The organism is Nocardioides coralli (genome assembly GCF_019880385.1).
Taxonomy (GTDB): Bacteria; Actinomycetota; Actinomycetes; order Propionibacteriales; family Nocardioidaceae; genus Nocardioides; species Nocardioides coralli.
This window is the reverse complement of record NZ_CP082273.1, coordinates 2,132,171-2,149,294: the sequence shown is the minus strand read 5'-3', so window position 1 is coordinate 2,149,294 and position 17,124 is coordinate 2,132,171. Positions and strand designations below refer to the sequence as shown.

The following is a 17,124-nucleotide window of genomic DNA, read 5'->3' as shown; positions in this document are numbered from 1 at the left end:
CTGCCATGTCCGTCCTCGACGACATCGTCGCCGGGGTGCGGGACGACCTCGAGCGCCGCCGCTCCGCCGTGCCGGTCGCGGAGCTCCGCGCGACCCTCGCCGACGTCGACCCGCCCCGCGACCCGATGCCGCACTTTCGGGCCGCGGGATCCAGCGTGATCGCGGAGGTCAAGCGCCGCAGCCCGAGCAAGGGCGACCTCGCCGACATCCCGGACCCGGCGGAGCTCGCGCGGGCGTACGCCGCCGGCGGTGCCGCAGCCATCAGTGTGCTCACCGAGGAGCGCCGCTTCGGTGGCAGCCTGGCCGACCTGCGGGCCGTCCGTGCCGCCGTCGACACGCCCCTGCTGCGCAAGGACTTCATCGTGGAGCCCTACCAGCTGGTGGAGGCGCGTGCGGCCGGCGCCGACCTGGCCCTGCTGATCGTGGCCGCGCTGGATGACGACGATCTCCGCCGTCTCCACGACCAGGCCCGCGAGCTCGGGCTCACCGTCCTCGTCGAGGTACACGACGAGGCCGAGGCAGAGCGCGCGGTCGCGCTCGAGGCCGAGCTCGTCGGCGTGAACGCCCGCAACCTCAAGACCCTCGAGGTCGATCCAGGAGCCTTCGCCCGCCTCGGTCCGCTGCTGCCGCCGGACCGCGTCCTGGTCGCGGAGTCCGGCATCAGCGGCACCGCCGACGTCGAGCGCTACGTCGCCGAGGGTGCGCGGGTTGTCCTCGTGGGAGAGGCTCTGGTCAGGGACGGCGACCCGGAGGGCGCCGTCCGCCGGATGACAGGAGTGACGCCATGACGACCGCTTGGGACGCCGACGAGCGCGGCTACTTCGGCGAGTGGGGCGGCCGCTACATGCCCGAGGCACTGGTGGCGGCGCTCGACGAGCTCGACGCCGCGTGGCGCGACGCCTCAGCCGACCCCGGCTTCCGCGGAGAGTTCGAGGCGATCCTGCGCGACTTCGCCAACACCCCGAGCCCGCTCTACCACGCCTCGCGACTGAGCGAGCAGCTCGGCGTGACGGTGCTGCTCAAGCGCGAGGACCTCAACCACACGGGCGCCCACAAGATCCGCAACGTGCTCGGCCAGGCGCTGCTGACGCGGCGGATGGGGAAGAAGCGGGTCATCGCCGAGACCGGGGCTGGGCAGCACGGCGTCGCCGCGGCCACGGCGGCCGCCTACTTCGGCCTCGACTGCACGGTCTACATGGGCGAGGTCGACACCCGGCGCCAGGCGCTCAACGTGGCGCGGATGAAGCTGCTCGGCGCCACGGTGGTGCCGGTCTCCTCCGGCAGCGCCACCCTCAAGGACGCCATCAACGAGGCGCTGCGCGACTGGGTGGCGAGCGTCGACCACACCGCCTACCTCTTCGGCACCGCAGCAGGCCCGCACCCGTTCCCGAGCATGGTGCGCGACCTCTGTCGCGGGATCGGCGACGAGGCCCGGCAGCAGTGCCTCGACCAGCTCGGCCGGCTGCCCGACGCCATCGCCGCGTGCGTCGGCGGCGGGTCCAACGCCATCGGACTGTTCACGGCCTTCCTCGACGACCCCGAGGTGGCGATCCTCGGCATGGAGCCGGCCGGCGACGGCGTCGAGACCGGGCGCCACGCGGCCACCATCTCCGCCGGCGCGGCCGGCGTGCTGCACGGGGCCCGGACCTTCATCCTGCAGGACGAGGACGGCCAGACCCAGGAGTCCCACTCCATCTCCGCCGGTCTCGACTACCCGGGCGTGGGGCCCCAGCACGCCCACCTCGCCGCCAGCGGACGAGCCACCTACGTCCCGATCACCGACGCGCAGGCGATGGACGCCATGGCCCTGCTCAGCCGCACGGAGGGGATCATCCCCGCGATCGAGAGCGCGCACGCCCTCGCCGGGGCCTTCGACGTGGCCCGCCGGCTCGCCGATGAGAAGGGTCCCGAGGCCGTCGTGCTCGTCAACCTCAGTGGCCGCGGCGACAAGGACATGGGCACCGCGATCGAGTGGTTCGATCTCGACAAGCCCACCGGGGGGCCCGTCGGATGAGTGTCAGCGACGCGTTCACGCGGGCCAAGGAGGAGGATCGGGCGGCCCTCGTGGGCTACCTCCCGGCGGGCTTCCCCGACGTCGACGGCGGCATCGAAGCCCTCACCACGATGGTCGACGCCGGCTGTGACGTCATCGAGGTGGGGCTGCCCTACAGCGACCCCGTCATGGACGGGCCGACCATCCAGGCCGCGGCCCAGCAGGCCCTCGACGGTGGGGTCCGGATCCGCGACGTGCTGCGCACGGTCGAGGCCGTCGCCGCGACGGGGGTCCCCACCGTGGTGATGACCTACTGGAACCCCGTCGACCGCTACGGGGTCGCGCGCTTCGCGGCCGACCTCGCCTCCGCGGGCGGTGCCGGGCTGATCACCCCCGACCTCACCCCGGACAGCGGTGCCGACTGGATCGCTGCCGCCGAGAGCAACGACCTCGACCGCATTTTCCTGGTCGCGCCGAGCTCCACCGACGCCCGCATCGCGATGACGACCGCGGCGTGCCGCGGCTTCGTCTATGCCACGGCCGTGATGGGCGTGACCGGTGCCCGCGAGGCGACCAGCGACCTCGCCGGCCCACTGGTGGCCCGGACGAAGGCGGTGACCGACCTCCCGGTGGCGGTCGGGCTCGGCGTCAGCAGCGGGGCCCAGGCCGCCGAGGTGGCGGCGTACGCCGACGGCGTGATCGTCGGCTCGGCGTTCGTCCGCACGATCCTGGACCACCCCGGGGACCGCGCGGCCGGGCTCGGCGCCCTCCGGGCGCTCACCGAGGACCTCGCCGGAGGCGTGCGGGGTGCGTAGGGCCATGGCGACCCTGGTCGCCGCCGCGCTCCTGACCGGGTGTGGCGGCGGCGGGCCGGCGACGACCGACTACAGCGGCGCGGTGCTGACCGACCCCTACGTCGTCCCCGACACCGCGCTCACGGCCACCGACGGCTCCCGGTTCTCCCTCGCGGGTGACACCGACCGTCGGCTCACGCTCGTCTTCTTCGGCTACGTCAACTGCCCCGACATCTGCCACACGGTGATGTCCAACCTGACCGCGGGCCTGACGCGACTCGACCCGGCCGACCGGGATCAGGTCGACGTGGTCTTCGTGACCACCGATCCGGCCCGTGACACCCGGCAGGCGCTGGGCGACTACCTCGCGCGCTACGACCCAGGATTCGTGGGGCTGACCGGCGACCTCGCGACCATCTCCGACATCGGGCTCGACCTCGGCGTGGCCGTCGAGCAGGGGGAGAAGCTCCCCAGCGGCGGCTACGAGGTCACCCACGGCACCCAGGTGATCGGCGTCGACTCCGACGACCGGGCACCCATCGTCTGGACCGAGGGGACCTCGGCCTCCGAGTTCGCCGACGACATCCATCTCCTGCTGAACGGGGACGTCTGATGACCGTGTGGAGCATCCCCAGTCCGAGCCAGGGCTCCTGGGACCTCGGGGTCTTCGAGCTGCGGGGCTACGCGATCGCGATCATCCTCGGCATCGTCGCGGCGATCTGGATCAGCGAGCGACGCTGGGTCGCCCGCGGCGGGGAGTCGGGGGAGATCTCGGACCTCGCCCTGTGGGCGGTGCCCTTCGGCCTGGTCGGCGGTCGTCTCTACCACGTGCTCACCGACTACGAGCTCTACTTCGGCGAGGGCCAGAACCCCGTCACCGCGCTCTACGTGTGGCGGGGCGGCCTCGGGATCTGGGGCGCCATCGCCCTGGGGGCCCTGGGCGTCGTGATCGGTGCCCGGCTCCGCGGTATCCGGGTGCTCCCGGTTCTCGACGCGATGGCGCCCGGCGTGCTGGTCGCCCAGGCGCTGGGTCGCTGGGGGAACTGGTTCAACCAGGAGCTGTTCGGGCGCCCGACCGACCTCCCGTGGGCCCTGGAGATCGACCGGGACCACCGCCCGCTGGGCTACCTCGACCAGGCCACGTTCCACCCCACGTTCCTCTACGAGTCGCTGTGGGCCCTGGCGGCCGCCGCCGTCCTCGTGTGGGCGGACCGCTGGGCCCGGCTCGGGCACGGCCGCGTGGTCGCCCTCTACGTGATGCTCTACACCCTGGGGCGCGGCTGGATCGAGTGGCTGCGGATCGACGAGGTCCAGATGTCGGACGTGCTCGGGCTGCGCCTCAACGTGTGGACCTCGATCGTGCTGTTCGTCGTCGCGGCGGCGTACTTCTGGTGGTCGGCGCGCCGGCATCCCGGCCGCGAGCCCGACGTCCGGGTGGCGCGAGACGACGCCGGGAGCGCCGCGACGGAGTGATAGCGTGGGCGACTGCTTGGGCCAACGTCGTCCCCTGCGCCCCACCGCACAGCCACGAGGTCGCATGCTCGCTGCGAGTCTGTGACCCCCGACGACGGGAGAATGCCAGGTGTCGCTCCTGCCCGCGTTCCCGCCGCCCGCGCAATCTGCTCAGGGCCTCTACGATCCCCGTTTCGAGCACGACGCCTGTGGCGTCGCCTTCGTCGCGACGCTGACGGGGGAGCCCAGTCACGACATCGTCGCGAAGGCGCTGACCGCCCTGCGCAACCTCGACCACCGCGGTGCCGCGGGTGCCGAGCCGAACTCCGGTGACGGTGCCGGGCTGCTCATGCAGGTCCCGGACGCGTTCCTGCGCGAGGTGGTCGAGGTCGACCTCCCGCCCGTCGGCTCCTACGCGGTCGGCACGGCCTTCCTGCCGGGCGACGCCGAGAACGTGGCCAAGAACCGGCGCCTGATCGAGGAGCTCGCAGCCGAGGAGAACCTGGCGGTGCTCGGCTGGCGCGACGTCCCGGTGAACCCCGACGTGCTGGGGGCCACGGCACGCAGCGTGATGCCGACGTTCAGCCAGCTGTTCGTCGCCGGAGCCGGCGCCCGGGTCGCCGGGATGGCGCTGGAGCGCCAGGCGTTCTGCCTGCGCAAGCGCGCGGAGAAGGAGACCGACGCCTACTTCCCCTCGCTGTCGACGCGCACCCTGGTCTACAAGGGGATGCTGACCACCGACCAGCTCGACCACTTCTACCCCGACCTGGTCGACGAGCGGATCGCCTCGGCGCTGGCCGTCGTCCACTCGCGGTTCTCCACCAACACCTTCCCGAGCTGGCCCCTGGCGCACCCCTTCCGGTTCATCGCCCACAACGGCGAGATCAACACGGTCATGGGCAACCGCAACTGGATGCGGGCCCGCGAGGCGCTGCTGCGCTCCGACCTGATCCCGGGCGACCTCGAGCGGCTCTACCCCATCTGCACACCGGGTGCCTCCGACTCGGCCTCGTTCGACGAGGTGCTGGAGCTGCTCCACATCGGTGGTCGCTCGCTGCCCCACGCGGTGCTGATGATGATCCCCGAGGCGTGGGAGAACCACGAGGAGATGGACGCGCAGCGCCGCGCCTTCTACGAGTTCCACGCCTCGATGATGGAGCCGTGGGACGGCCCGGCCTGCGTCGTCTTCACCGACGGCACCCAGATCGGCGCGGTGCTCGACCGCAACGGGCTGCGGCCCTCCCGCTACTGGGTGACCGACGACGGACTGGTGGTGCTGGCCTCCGAGGTCGGCGTCCTCGACATCGACCCGGCCACCGTGGTGCGCAAGGGCCGGCTGCAGCCGGGACGGATGTTCCTCGTCGACACCGACGAGCACCGCGTCATCGAGGACGAGGAGATCAAGTCCGCGCTGGCTGCCGAGCACCCGTATGACGAGTGGCTCCACGCCGGCCTGATCCACCTCGACGATATCCCCGAGCGCGAGCACATCGTCCACACGCACGCGTCGGTGACCCGCCGCCAGCAGATCTTCGGCTACACCGAGGAGGAGCTGCGGATCCTGCTGACCCCGATGGCCAACGCGGGCGCCGAGCCGATCGGTTCCATGGGTACCGACACCCCGATCGCAGCCCTGAGCGACCGGCCCCGGCTGCTGTTCGACTACTTCAGCCAGCTCTTCGCCCAGGTGACCAACCCGCCGCTCGACGCGATCCGGGAGGAGCTGGTGACCTCCCTGGCCGGCACGATCGGCCCCGAGGCCAACCTGCTCGAGCCGGTCCCGGCGTCCTGCCGGCAGGTGGTGCTGCCGTTCCCGGTGATCTCCAACGACGACCTGGCCAAGATCCGTCACATCAACCGTGACGGCGACATGCCGGGATTCATCACCCACGTCGTGCGCGGGCTCTACGACGTCGAGGGCGGCGGCCGTGCGATGGCCGAGCGCATCGACGAGATCTGCACGGAGGTGTCGCAGGCCATCGCCGACGGCGCCCGCGTCATCGTGCTGTCCGACCGCCACTCGACCCAGGAGCTGGCGCCCGTCCCGTCGCTCCTGCTCACCGGTGCGATCCACCACCACCTGGTGCGCGAGAAGACCCGCACGCAGGTCGGCCTCCTGGTCGAGGCAGGCGACGTGCGCGAGGTCCACCACGTCGCCCTGCTCATCGGCTACGGCGCCGCGGCGGTCAACCCCTACCTGGCGATGGAGTCGGTGGAGGACCTCGCCCGCGACGGCTTCTACGTCAAGACCGAGCCCGAGGTGGCGGTCGCCAACCTCATCAAGGGACTCGGCAAGGGCGTCCTCAAGGTGATGTCGAAGATGGGCGTCTCGACGGTGGCGTCCTACACCGGGGCCCAGATCTTCGAGGCCGTCGGGCTTTCGCAGGCCGTGGTCGACCGCTACTTCACCGGGACCACCTCGAAGCTGGGTGGCGTCGAGCTGGACACCATCGCCGAGGAGGTGGCGCGCCGGCACGCGGTCGCCTACCCGACCTCGGGCATCGCGCCTGCCCACCGGCAGCTGGCGATCGGCGGGGAGTACCAGTGGCGACGTGAGGGCGAGCCCCACCTCTTCGACCCGGAGACCGTGTTCCGGCTGCAGCACTCCACGCGCACCGGTCAGTACGACGTGTTCAAGCAGTACACGAGCCGGGTCGACGAGCAGTCCGAGCGGCTGATGACGCTGCGGGGGCTGTTCCGCTTCAAGCTCGACCGGCCCTCCGTCCCGATCGAGGAGGTCGAGCCGGTCTCCGAGATCGTCCGGCGTTTCTCCACCGGGGCGATGTCCTACGGGTCGATCAGCCGCGAGGCCCACGAGACGCTCGCGGTTGCCATGAACCGGCTGGGTGCCAAGTCCAACACGGGGGAGGGGGGCGAGGACTCCGACCGGCTGCACGACCCGGAGCGACGGTCGGCGATCAAGCAGGTCGCCTCCGGCCGGTTCGGCGTCACCGCTGAGTACCTCACGAACTCCGACGACATCCAGATCAAGATGGCGCAGGGCGCCAAGCCCGGCGAGGGTGGGCAGCTGCCCGGCAACAAGGTCTACCCGTGGGTGGCCAGGACCCGGCACTCCACCCCGGGCGTGGGGCTGATCAGCCCGCCGCCGCACCACGACATCTACTCGATCGAGGACCTGGCACAGCTGATCCACGACCTCAAGAACGCCAATCCATCGGCCCGGATCCACGTCAAGCTCGTCTCCGAGGTGGGGGTCGGCACCGTGGCGGCCGGGGTGTCCAAGGCGCATGCCGATGTCGTCCTGATCTCAGGGCACGACGGCGGCACCGGCGCGTCGCCGCTGACCTCCCTCAAGCACGCCGGCGGCCCCTGGGAGCTGGGGCTGGCGGAGACCCAGCAGACCCTGCTCCTCAACGGCCTGCGCGACCGGATCGTCGTGCAGACCGACGGCCAGCTCAAGACCGGCCGCGACGTCGTGATCGCGGCCCTGCTCGGCGCCGAGGAGTACGGCTTCGCCACGGCGCCGCTGGTCGTGTCCGGCTGCATCATGATGCGGGTCTGCCACCTCGACACCTGCCCCGTGGGGGTCGCCACCCAGAACCCGGTGCTCCGCGAGCGCTACAGCGGGAAGCCGGAGTTCGTGGTCACCTTCTTCGAGTACATCGCAGAAGAGGTCCGCGAGCTGCTGGCCGAGCTCGGCTTCCGCACCCTCGACGAGGCCATCGGTCACGTCGACGCGCTCGACGTGCAGGCCGCGGTCGACCACTGGAAGGCCTCGGGGCTCGACCTGGCGCCGATCCTGTTCCAGGCCTCACCCCACGGTGAGTTCGGGCAGTTCGACGACCAGGACCTCCACTGCACGCGGTCCCAGGACCACGGCCTGGACCGGGCGCTCGACAACGAGCTCATCCGCATCGCCGCTCCCGCGCTGGAGTCCGGTGAGCCGGTGCGGGCCCAGGTCGACGTCCGCAACGTCAACCGCACTGTCGGCACGATGCTGGGCCACGAGGTCACCAAGCGCTACCGAGGCGACGGCCTTCCGGAGGGGACCGTCGACATCACGATGCTGGGCTCCGCCGGCCAGTCGTTCGGAGCGTTCCTGCCCGCCGGCATCACGCTGCGGCTGGAGGGTGACGCCAACGACTACGTCGGCAAGGGCATCTCCGGCGGGCGGCTCGTCATCCGGCCCGACCGGGCGGCGACGTTCAGCTCCCAGGACCAGGTGATCGCCGGCAACACGATCGCCTACGGCGCGACCTCCGGGGAGGTCTTCCTGCGCGGCCAGGTGGGGGAGCGGTGCTGCGTGCGCAACAGTGGCGCGACCGTCGTCACCGAGGGCGTGGGCGACCACGGCTGCGAGTACATGACGGGCGGCCGGGTCGTGGTGCTCGGCCCGACCGGACGCAACTTCGCGGCCGGCATGTCCGGCGGCTACGCCTTCGTGCTCGACCTCGCCGAGCAGCGGGTCAACCCCGAGTTCGTGGAGCTCGCCCCCGTGGGGGAGAAGGCCGAGGAGCTGCGCGACCTGGTGCACCGGTTCGAGGAGGAGACCGGGTCGGAGGTCGCCCGTGGGCTGCTCGAGACCTGGGACGACGCGGTCGCCAGGTTCACGCTGGTGATGCCGCGGGACTTCAAGCGCGTGCTCGACGTCCGGGCCACCGCGGAGGCCGAGGGCCTCTCCGAGGACCAGACGAACGAACGGATCATGGAGGTGCTGCATGGCTGACCCCAAGGGATTCCTCCGGCACGGCCGTGAGGTCGCCCCGCGGCGCCCGGTCGAGGAGCGGGTCCAGGACTGGAACGAGGTCTACCCCGACGGCATCGGTCGCGCGCTGCTGCCGATCGTCAACACCCAGGCGGGTCGCTGCATGGACTGCGGCATCCCCTTCTGCCACCAGGGCTGCCCGCTGGGCAACCTGATCCCGGAGTGGAACGACCTGGTGTGGCGTGACGACTGGGACGGCGCCATCGAGCGACTCCACGCCACCAACAACTTCCCCGAGTTCACCGGGCGGCTGTGCCCTGCTCCCTGCGAGCCGGCGTGCGTGCTCGGGATCAACCAGGACCCGGTCACGATCAAGAACGTCGAGGTGTCGATCATCGACCGGGCGTGGGAGTCCGGGGCGGTGCGGCCCCAGCCGCCGGAGTGGCTCTCGGGGAAGACGGTCGCGGTCATCGGCTCGGGGCCGGCGGGGCTGGCCGCGGCCCAGCAGCTGACCCGAGCCGGTCACACGGTCGCCGTCTACGAGCGCGCCGACAAGCTCGGCGGTCTGCTGCGCTACGGCATCCCGCAGTTCAAGATGGAGAAGACCCACCTCGACCGGCGGCTCGACCAGATGCGCCGCGAGGGGACGGTCTTCCGGGCGGGCATCGACGTCGGGTCGGAGGACCTGACCTGGGAGCGGCTGCGCGACCGGTACGACGCGGTCGTCCTCGCGATCGGCTCGACGATCGGTCGTGACCTCCCGGTCACGGGCCGCGAGCTGGGTGGGATCCACCAGGCCATGGACTACCTGCCGCAGGGCAACCGTGCGTCCCTGGGCGAGGAGGTCCCGGACCAGATCCGTGCCGACGGCAAGCACGTCGTCATCATCGGCGGCGGCGACACGGGCGCCGACTGCCTCGGGACGGCCCACCGGCAGGGCGCCGCCAGCGTCACCCAGCTGGAGATCCTGGCTCAGCCGCCTGAGCACCGCCCGGCGGGACAGCCGTGGCCGACGTACCCCGCGGTCTTCCGGGTCTCCTCGGCTCACGAGGAGGGTGGCGACCGGGTCTACGCGGTCTCGACCCAAGAGTTCCTCGGCGACGAGCACGGCGACGTCCGCGCGCTGCGACTGGTCGAGGTGGACGAGAAGTTCCAGCCCGTCGAGGGCACCGAGCGCGAGATCCCGGCCGAGCTGGTGCTGCTGGCGATGGGGTTCGTGGGCCCCGAGGCCGACGGCGCGGTCGCGGGCCTCGGTGTCGAGCTGGACGGGCGCGGCAACATCGTCCGCGACGACAGCTACGCCACCAGCGTTCCCGGCGTCTTCGTCGCCGGTGACGCGGGGCGAGGGCAGTCGCTCATCGTGTGGGCGATCGCGGAGGGCCGCGCGGCGGCTGCCGCCGTCGACGCGCACCTCACGGGATCGACGAACCTGCCGAGCCCCATCGCACCGACCGAGCGGTCGCTCACCGCCTGACGCGCCGGTCCCGGGCGCCGGTCCGGGCGTCGGCCCGGTGCCGTTGTTGGAACGTTCCAAGACTGGGTAGGGTGGCGCCCGTGGCGGCCAAGGCGAAGATCGTGTGCACACTCGGCCCGGCGACCGCGGACGCGGCGACCATCCGGGCCCTCATCGAGGCGGGGATGAGCGTCGCCAGGCTCAACATGAGCCACGGCACCCACGCCGACCACGAGCAGGCCTACCGGCACGTGCGGCAGGCCGCCGACGACACCGGCCACGGCGTGGCGGTCCTCGCCGACCTCCAGGGACCCAAGATCCGTCTCGAGCGGTTCGCCGACGGACCCGTCGAGCTGGTCGATGGGGGCGAGTTCACGATCACCACCCGAGACGTCCCGGGGGACGAGAAGATCTGCGGCACGACGTACGACGGGCTCCCCGGCGACGTCGCAGCAGGAGACCAGGTGCTCATCGACGACGGCAGGATCCACCTGCGCGTGACGGAGGTCGACGGGCAGGACGTCCACACCGCGGTCGAGGTCGGCGGGACGGTCAGCGACAACAAGGGCATCAACCTGCCGGGAGTCGCCGTCAGCGTGCCAGCCCTGTCCGAGAAGGACGAGGACGACCTGCGGTGGGCGCTGCGGATGTCCGTCGACTTCATCGCGCTGTCGTTCGTGCGCAGCGCGAGCGACGTCGACCGAGTGCGCGAGATCATGCGCGAGGAGGGAGTCCTGCTCCCCGTCGTCGCCAAGATCGAGAAGCCCCAGGCGATCGACAACCTCGACGCGGTCGTCGAGGCCTTCGACGCCTTCATGGTGGCCCGGGGCGACCTGGGCGTGGAGGTGCCGCTGGAGCGCGTGCCGATCCTCCAGAAGCAGGTGGTGGACAAGGCGCGACGCAACGCCAAGCCGGTGATCGTGGCCACTCAGATGCTCGAGTCGATGATCACCAACCCCAAGCCCACGCGGGCGGAGGCCTCCGACGTCGCCAACGCGGTGCTCGACGGCGCCGACGCGGTGATGCTGTCGGGCGAGACCAGCGTGGGCGCCCACCCGCTCGAGGCCGTCCGGACCATGGAGCGGATCGTGAGCCACGCCGAGGAGCACGCCTCGGAGATGGCGGCGATCGACTGGCAGCCCCGGACGCGCGGCGGTGTCATCGCCAAGGCAGCAGCCGAGGTCGCCGAACGGGTGGGGGCGAAGTACCTGGTGGCCTTCACGCAGTCCGGTGACTCCGCCCGCCGGCTCTCGCGACTGCGGGGCCCCGTCCCGGTGCTCGCCTTCACCCCGGAGGACAAGGTGCGCAGCCAGCTCGCCCTGACCTGGGGTGTGGAGACGTTCCGCACGGACGCGGTCGAGCACACCGACGAGATGGTGCGGCAGGTCGACGACCAGCTGTTGCGGATCGGACGCGTGGACGAGGGCGACCTCGTGGTGATCATCGCGGGCAGCCCGCCGGGCATCCCCGGCTCCACCAATGCGCTGCGGATCCACCGGATGGGCGACGCCATCAACGAGGTCGCGCCGGCCTACCGTCGCGGCTGACCGCTCAGGACTTCAGCCCGATCAGGTCGTCCAGGCGCGCCACCGCGGAGCGCCGGGCCACGCTCGGGAACAGCCGGCGTCCACGAGCCGCAACGCGGGCTCAGGGACGTCCTGGGGGTACATGCGTCCACGATGCTGCGCACCTGTGACAACGTGCCCCGGGTGAGATTCGAACTCACACTGGATGGGTTTTGAATCCATTGCCTCTGCCGTTGGGCTACCGGGGCGGGCGGGGAAACGGTAGCCGATCAAGGCTCGATAGCCTGAGCCGGTGACCCCGCCAGCCCCGTCCACCACCCGTCGCGTCGTCATCGCCGAGGACGAGGCGCTGATCCGGATGGACCTCGCGGAGATGCTGGCCGAGCAGGGCTACGAGGTCGTGGGGCAGGCCGGCGACGGTCAGCGGGCCGTCGAGCTCGCCGAGGAGCTCCGTCCCGACCTCGTGATCCTCGACATCAAGATGCCTGTCCTCGACGGGATCGCGGCGGCGGAGCGCATCGCCGCCCAGCGGATCGCGCCGGTCGTCATCCTCACCGCGTTCTCGCAGCGTGAGCTGGTCGACCGGGCACGGGACGCCGGCGCCATGGCCTACCTGGTCAAGCCGTTCTCGGCCACCGAGCTGGTGCCGGCCATCGAGATGGCGGTGAGCAGGTTCACCGAGCTGCACGCCCTCGAGCAGGAGGTGGCCGACCTGCAGGACCGCCTCGAGACCCGCAAGGCGGTCGACCGGGCCAAGGCCGTGCTCCAGGAGCGACTCGGCCTGACCGAGCCGGAGGCGTTCCGGTGGGTGCAGAAGACCGCGATGGACCTCCGCCTCTCGATGCGCCAGGTGGCCGAGGGCGTGGTCACCCACGGTCCTGACCTGACCGGCGGCCAAGGTCGCGACTAGGTCACGAATCGGCAACGACAGCATTCGTTACCGTCAAGTTGTTCGAAATCACACTGTCGCAGCGATAGTTTCTGGCCGCAGCACCAATGTCCGGGCTGTGGTTCGGACCTGCCTAGAGAGCCGGAGGCCTCATGATTCGCACTACTCGCGCCGCACGTCTCGGGGCGGCACTCGCCGCGACCGCGCTTGTCCTCACCGCCTGTGGCGGTGACGACGACCCCTCGGCCACCCCGTCGGATGACGAGACGTCGGAGGAGAGCGTTCCGGAGGGTGATGGCGTCCTGACCCTGGGCGGCCTGCTGCCCCAGACCGGTGACCTCGCGTTCCTCGGACCCCCGGAGTTCGCGGGCGTCGAGCTCGCTGTCAACGACATGAACGCCGCTGGCGGTGTCCTCGGCTCCGATGTCGAGTTCATCCGGGCCGACTCCGGCGACGGCACCCCCGACATCGCGGGCGCCGAGGTCGACAAGCTCTTCAACCAGGACGTCGACGCCATCATCGGTGCCGCCGCCTCGGGCGTGTCGGTCAGCGTGATCGACAAGATCACGGGTGCCGGCGTCGTCCACTTCTCGCCGGCCAACACGGCGGCGGGCTTCGACACCTACGACGACAACGGGCTGTACTTCCGTACCGCGCCCTCCGACGCCCTCCAGGGCGCCGTGCTGGGCAACCTCGCGGTGGAGGACGGCTTCAGCAACGTCGCCGTGATGGCGCGCCAGGACTTCTACGGTGAGGGTCTCGCCGAGCAGGTCCAGACGACGCTGGAGGAGAAGGGCGCCAACGTCGCCGAGTACGTCCTCTACGCCGCGGACGCGCAGAACTACACCGCGGAGGTCAACAAGATCGCGGCCGCCCAGCCCGACGCGCTGGTGCTGATCGCCTTCGAGGAGACCACGAAGATCATCCCGCAGCTGATCGCCAAGGGGATCGGTCCGGACGACATCCAGATCTACTTCGTGGATGGCAACCTGTCCGACACCTACAACCCGCAGTCGTTCAACCTCGAGGGCGTCAAGGGCACCCTCCCGGTGTCGGGCGACCCGGACCCGTCGTTCAACGACAAGCTGCTCGAGGTGGACCCGAAGCTGAAGGACTTCAGCTACGGCCCGCAGTCCTACGACGCAGCGGTGATCATCGGCCTGGCGGCGATCTCTGCCGGTAGCGACAACGGTGTGGCGATCGGTAACGAGATCATCAACGTCACCCGTGAGGGCACCCAGTGCTCGACGTTCGAGGAGTGCGCTCAGCTGCTCGAGGACGGCGAGGACATCGACTACGAAGGTGCCAGCGGTCCGACCGACATGAACGACACCGGTAGCCCGGCGTCGGGAACGATCGGCGTCTTCGAGTACGACAACAAGAACCAGTACGAGCAGATCGACACCGTCTCCGGACTGGTCGAGTGACGCTCGCCTGACAACGGAGAACCCCCCGGTCGCAGGACCGGGGGGTTCTTCCATGTCTGGGCGAGAGCAGCGCCCTCGCGCGACCGACAGGCACCCCCGGGCACGACGCAGGAACCCCCGGCCCACGGGCCGGGGGTTCCTGGTGTGACGGGGAGTGCTGTGGCTCAGGCCTTCTTGCCGAGGGTGCCGAGGTAGAGCTCGATCACCTTCGGGTCCTTGGCGAGCTCGCGGCCGGTGCCGGTGTAGGCGTTGCGGCCCTGGTCGAGCACGTAGCCCCGGTCGCTGATCTGCAGGCAGCGGCTGGCGTTCTGCTCCACCATGATCACCGAGACCCCGGCGCGGTTGATGCGCCGCGTCTGGACGAACACCTCGTCCTGCATGACGGGGGAGAGACCGGCCGACGGCTCGTCGAGCAGCAGCACCGAGGGCTCCATCATGAGGGCTCGGCCCATCGCCACCATCTGGCGTTCACCGCCGGAGAGGGAACCGGCACGCTGGTTGCGCCGGTCCATCAGGGGCGGGAAGAGGTCGCCGACGAACTCGAACCGCTTGCGGAAGGACCCAGGGCGCTGGAACACGCCCATCTCCAGGTTCTCCTGGATGGTCAGCGAGGGGAACACGTTGTTGGTCTGGGGCACGAACCCGATGCCCTTGGTCACCAGCTGGTCGGCACGCTCGTTGGTGATGTCCTGGCCCTTGAGCGTCACCGTCCCGGAGTGCACCTTCACCAGCCCGAAGAGAGCCTTGAGCAGGGTGGACTTGCCGGCCCCGTTGGGCCCGATGATCCCGACCAGCTCTCCCTCCTGGCAGTAGAGGTCGGAGCCGTTGAGGATGTTCACCCCCGGCAGGTAGCCGGCGATCAGGTCGTCCGCGCGCAGCACGGCCCCCTCGGCCGCCGCCAGGTGGGCGCTGCGGTCGATGGTGGGAGTCTCCGACTCGGTCACGACTTCTTCTCCTTGCGGTGTTGGGCGTCGGCATCGACCTCGGCCTGGGCCTCGGCGAGGATGGTCGCCTCCACGTCCTCGCTGAGGTCCTGGTCGTGGTGGGACCCGAGGTAGGCGTCGATGACCCGCTGGTCGCTCATCACGGTGTCGGGCGGTCCCTCGGCGACGATCTGCCCCTGGGCCATCACGATGACCCAGTCGGAGATGTCACGGACCATGTCCATGTCGTGCTCGACGAAGAGGACGGTTCGCCCCTCGTCACGCAGCGACTTCACGTGGCCCAGCAGCGACTGCTTCAAGGCGGGGTTGACGCCCGCCATCGGCTCGTCGAGCATCACCAGCTCGGGTTCTGCCATCAGCGCGCGGGCCATCTCCAGGAGCTTGCGCTGGCCGCCGGAGAGCGACCCGGCGAAGTCCTCGCGCTTCTTGCTGAGCAGGAATCGCTCCAGCAGGCCGTCCGCCTTGGCGGTGACCTCGTCCTCCTGCGAGCGCCACAGCGGCGCGAACATCGCCGACAGCAGGCCTTCACCCCGCTGGCCGGTGGCGCCGACGCGCATGTTCTCGATCACGGTCAGCTTGGAGAGCACCTTGGTGAGCTGGAAGGTGCGGACCATCCCCATTCGCGAGACCTTGTACGCCGGCACCTTGTTGAGCCCCTGGCCGTTGAACGACCAGGTCCCGGTGTTGGGCCGGTCGAAGCCGGTCAGCACGTTGAAGAACGTGGTCTTGCCGGCACCGTTCGGGCCGATCAGGGCGGTGATGACGCCACGCTGGATCTCGACGTGCTCGACGTCGACGGCGGTCAGGCCGCCGAACTGGCGCTTGATCCCGTCGGCGACCACGATCGGGTCGGGCTTGGCCGCGCCGGGCTCGCGGTCGACCTGGTCGAGCGCTCGCCGGGCGGCTGAGACGTCGACCCCCGTGACGTTGTGGTCGGCGACCGTGGTCGAGGACGGCTCATCGGGTGTGGACACGTCAGCGGGCATCGATGGCCAGCTCCCTTCGGTCTCCGAAGATCCCTTGTGGTCGGTAGATCATCAAGAGCATCAGGCCCAGCCCGACGATGATGAAGCGGGTGAGGCTGGCCTGGTTCTGGTCCATGATCCAGGTGGGGATGATCCCCTCACGGGTCGCCTGGCTGAAGAAGGCGCCGGTGAAGTTGATGAGGAACCAGAAGATGACCGCGCCGACCACGGGTCCGAGGACGCGGGCGGCGCCGCCGATCAGCAGCACGGTGTAGGCGAAGAAGGTCACGTCGGTGGCGAAGAACGAGGGACCGACGGCGGCCGACCTCAGGGCGGTGACGACGCCGGCGAGGCCGCCGATGACACCACCGATGATGAGCGCCTGCATCTTGTAGGCGTAGACGTTCTTGCCCAGCGAGCGAACGGCGTCCTCGTCCTCGCGGATCGACTTGAGCACCCGGCCCCAGGGGCTGCGCATGAGCAGGAAGATGACGATGCAGCACAGGGCAACCAGGCCCCAGCCGACGGTCATCACGTAGAAGTCGTAGGCACTCCACGTGACCAGCCCGGGGATCCCCTTGCGACCCTCGTAGGGGTTCGTGGCGCGGAAGCCGGCGATGAAGTCGGTGATGCCGTCCTGCCCCCCGAAGGTGTCGGAGAACGCGGCTGCGCCGATCGTCTGCCTGATCACCTCGGCCGCGGCGATGGTGACGATGGCGAGGTAGTCAGCCCGGAGCCGCAGTGTCGGGATGCCCAGCAGCAGCGCGAGCAGCACGCAGAGCAGCAGGCCGACGATCAGACCGATCCACAGCGAGGAGGAGAAGATCGTCACCGCCCCGCCGACGGAGTAGCCGGCGACCATCATGAAGCCGGCCTGGCCGAAGTTGAGCAGGCCGGTGTAGCCGAAGTGGACGTTGAGGCCGATGGCCGCGAGGCACAGCAGGATCGCCGTCGGGCCGAACGCCTGCTGGAGGGAGAAGCCGATGAGGTTTGCGAAGTCCATGTCTGTCTCCTC

General features: G+C 70.4%; 13 protein-coding genes and 1 tRNA gene. 10 read left to right on the top strand and 4 right to left on the bottom strand.

Annotation, left to right across the window (positions count from 1 at the left end; translation table 11 throughout):
- Positions 1-5 precede the first annotated feature (5 nt).
- From trpC to pyk, 8 genes are all read left to right on the top strand, one after another.
- Complete coding sequence (gene trpC / locus K6T13_RS10460) at positions 6-788, top strand: indole-3-glycerol phosphate synthase TrpC (protein WP_222894520.1); 783 nt, start codon at positions 6-8, stop codon at positions 786-788.
- Positions 785-2,014 carry a tryptophan synthase subunit beta gene (gene trpB, locus K6T13_RS10455; RefSeq protein WP_222894519.1) on the top strand — a complete coding sequence of 410 codons (1,230 nt, stop codon included), beginning with the start codon at positions 785-787 and terminating at the stop codon, positions 2,012-2,014. The genes trpC and trpB overlap by 4 nt, the downstream gene beginning before the upstream one ends.
- The gene (gene trpA / locus K6T13_RS10450; protein ID WP_222894518.1) at positions 2,011-2,808 is read left to right on the top strand and encodes a tryptophan synthase subunit alpha; all 798 of its coding nucleotides are present in this window, start codon (positions 2,011-2,013) and stop codon (positions 2,806-2,808) included. The genes trpB and trpA overlap by 4 nt, the downstream gene beginning before the upstream one ends.
- A gap of 4 nt (positions 2,809-2,812) precedes the next feature.
- Positions 2,813-3,400 (top strand): SCO family protein, encoded by a 588-nt coding sequence (locus tag K6T13_RS10445; protein WP_222894517.1) that lies wholly within the window; start codon positions 2,813-2,815, stop codon positions 3,398-3,400.
- Positions 3,400-4,260 (top strand): prolipoprotein diacylglyceryl transferase, encoded by an 861-nt coding sequence (gene lgt, locus K6T13_RS10440; protein ID WP_222894516.1) that lies wholly within the window; start codon positions 3,400-3,402, stop codon positions 4,258-4,260. Before K6T13_RS10445 ends, lgt begins: the two co-directional genes overlap by 1 nt.
- 109 nt (positions 4,261-4,369) lie before the next feature.
- Positions 4,370-8,926, top strand: coding sequence for a glutamate synthase large subunit (gltB, locus tag K6T13_RS10435; protein WP_249423727.1), 4,557 nt, complete (start codon positions 4,370-4,372; stop codon positions 8,924-8,926).
- On the top strand, positions 8,919-10,379 hold the full coding sequence (locus tag K6T13_RS10430) for a glutamate synthase subunit beta (RefSeq protein WP_222894515.1): 1,461 nt from the start codon (positions 8,919-8,921) through the stop codon (positions 10,377-10,379). Before gltB ends, K6T13_RS10430 begins: the two co-directional genes overlap by 8 nt.
- An 80-nt stretch (positions 10,380-10,459) precedes the next feature.
- Positions 10,460-11,905: a pyruvate kinase gene (gene pyk, locus K6T13_RS10425; protein ID WP_222894514.1), complete on the top strand. Its 1,446-nt coding sequence runs from the start codon at positions 10,460-10,462 to the stop codon at positions 11,903-11,905.
- Positions 11,906-12,059: 154 nt separating this feature from the next.
- Here pyk and K6T13_RS10420 read toward each other — a convergent pair.
- Positions 12,060-12,132, bottom strand: a tRNA-Leu gene (locus K6T13_RS10420).
- 44 nt (positions 12,133-12,176) lie between these two features.
- Between K6T13_RS10420 and K6T13_RS10415 the strand changes: the two genes are divergently transcribed.
- On the top strand, positions 12,177-12,794 hold the full coding sequence (locus K6T13_RS10415) for an ANTAR domain-containing response regulator (RefSeq protein WP_283247919.1): 618 nt from the start codon (positions 12,177-12,179) through the stop codon (positions 12,792-12,794).
- Between the two features lie 131 nt (positions 12,795-12,925).
- Complete coding sequence (locus tag K6T13_RS10410) at positions 12,926-14,200, top strand: ABC transporter substrate-binding protein (RefSeq protein ID WP_222894513.1); 1,275 nt, start codon at positions 12,926-12,928, stop codon at positions 14,198-14,200.
- A gap of 164 nt (positions 14,201-14,364) precedes the next feature.
- Here K6T13_RS10410 and K6T13_RS10405 read toward each other — a convergent pair whose 3' ends face one another.
- Genes K6T13_RS10405 through K6T13_RS10395 form a run of 3 tightly spaced genes read right to left on the bottom strand, consistent with a single transcriptional unit; the run spans position 14,365 to position 17,112 of the window.
- Entirely contained in the window at positions 14,365-15,144 is a 780-nt protein-coding gene (locus K6T13_RS10405; RefSeq protein ID WP_222894512.1) for an ABC transporter ATP-binding protein, read from the bottom strand.
- Positions 15,141-16,130 (bottom strand): ABC transporter ATP-binding protein, encoded by a 990-nt coding sequence (locus tag K6T13_RS10400; protein WP_222894511.1) that lies wholly within the window; start codon positions 16,128-16,130, stop codon positions 15,141-15,143. Before K6T13_RS10400 ends, K6T13_RS10405 begins: the two co-directional genes overlap by 4 nt.
- A complete protein-coding gene (locus K6T13_RS10395) occupies positions 16,120-17,112 on the bottom strand; it encodes a branched-chain amino acid ABC transporter permease (protein ID WP_222894510.1) in 993 nt (330 codons plus the stop codon). Before K6T13_RS10395 ends, K6T13_RS10400 begins: the two co-directional genes overlap by 11 nt.
- Positions 17,113-17,124: the final 12 nt, after the last annotated feature.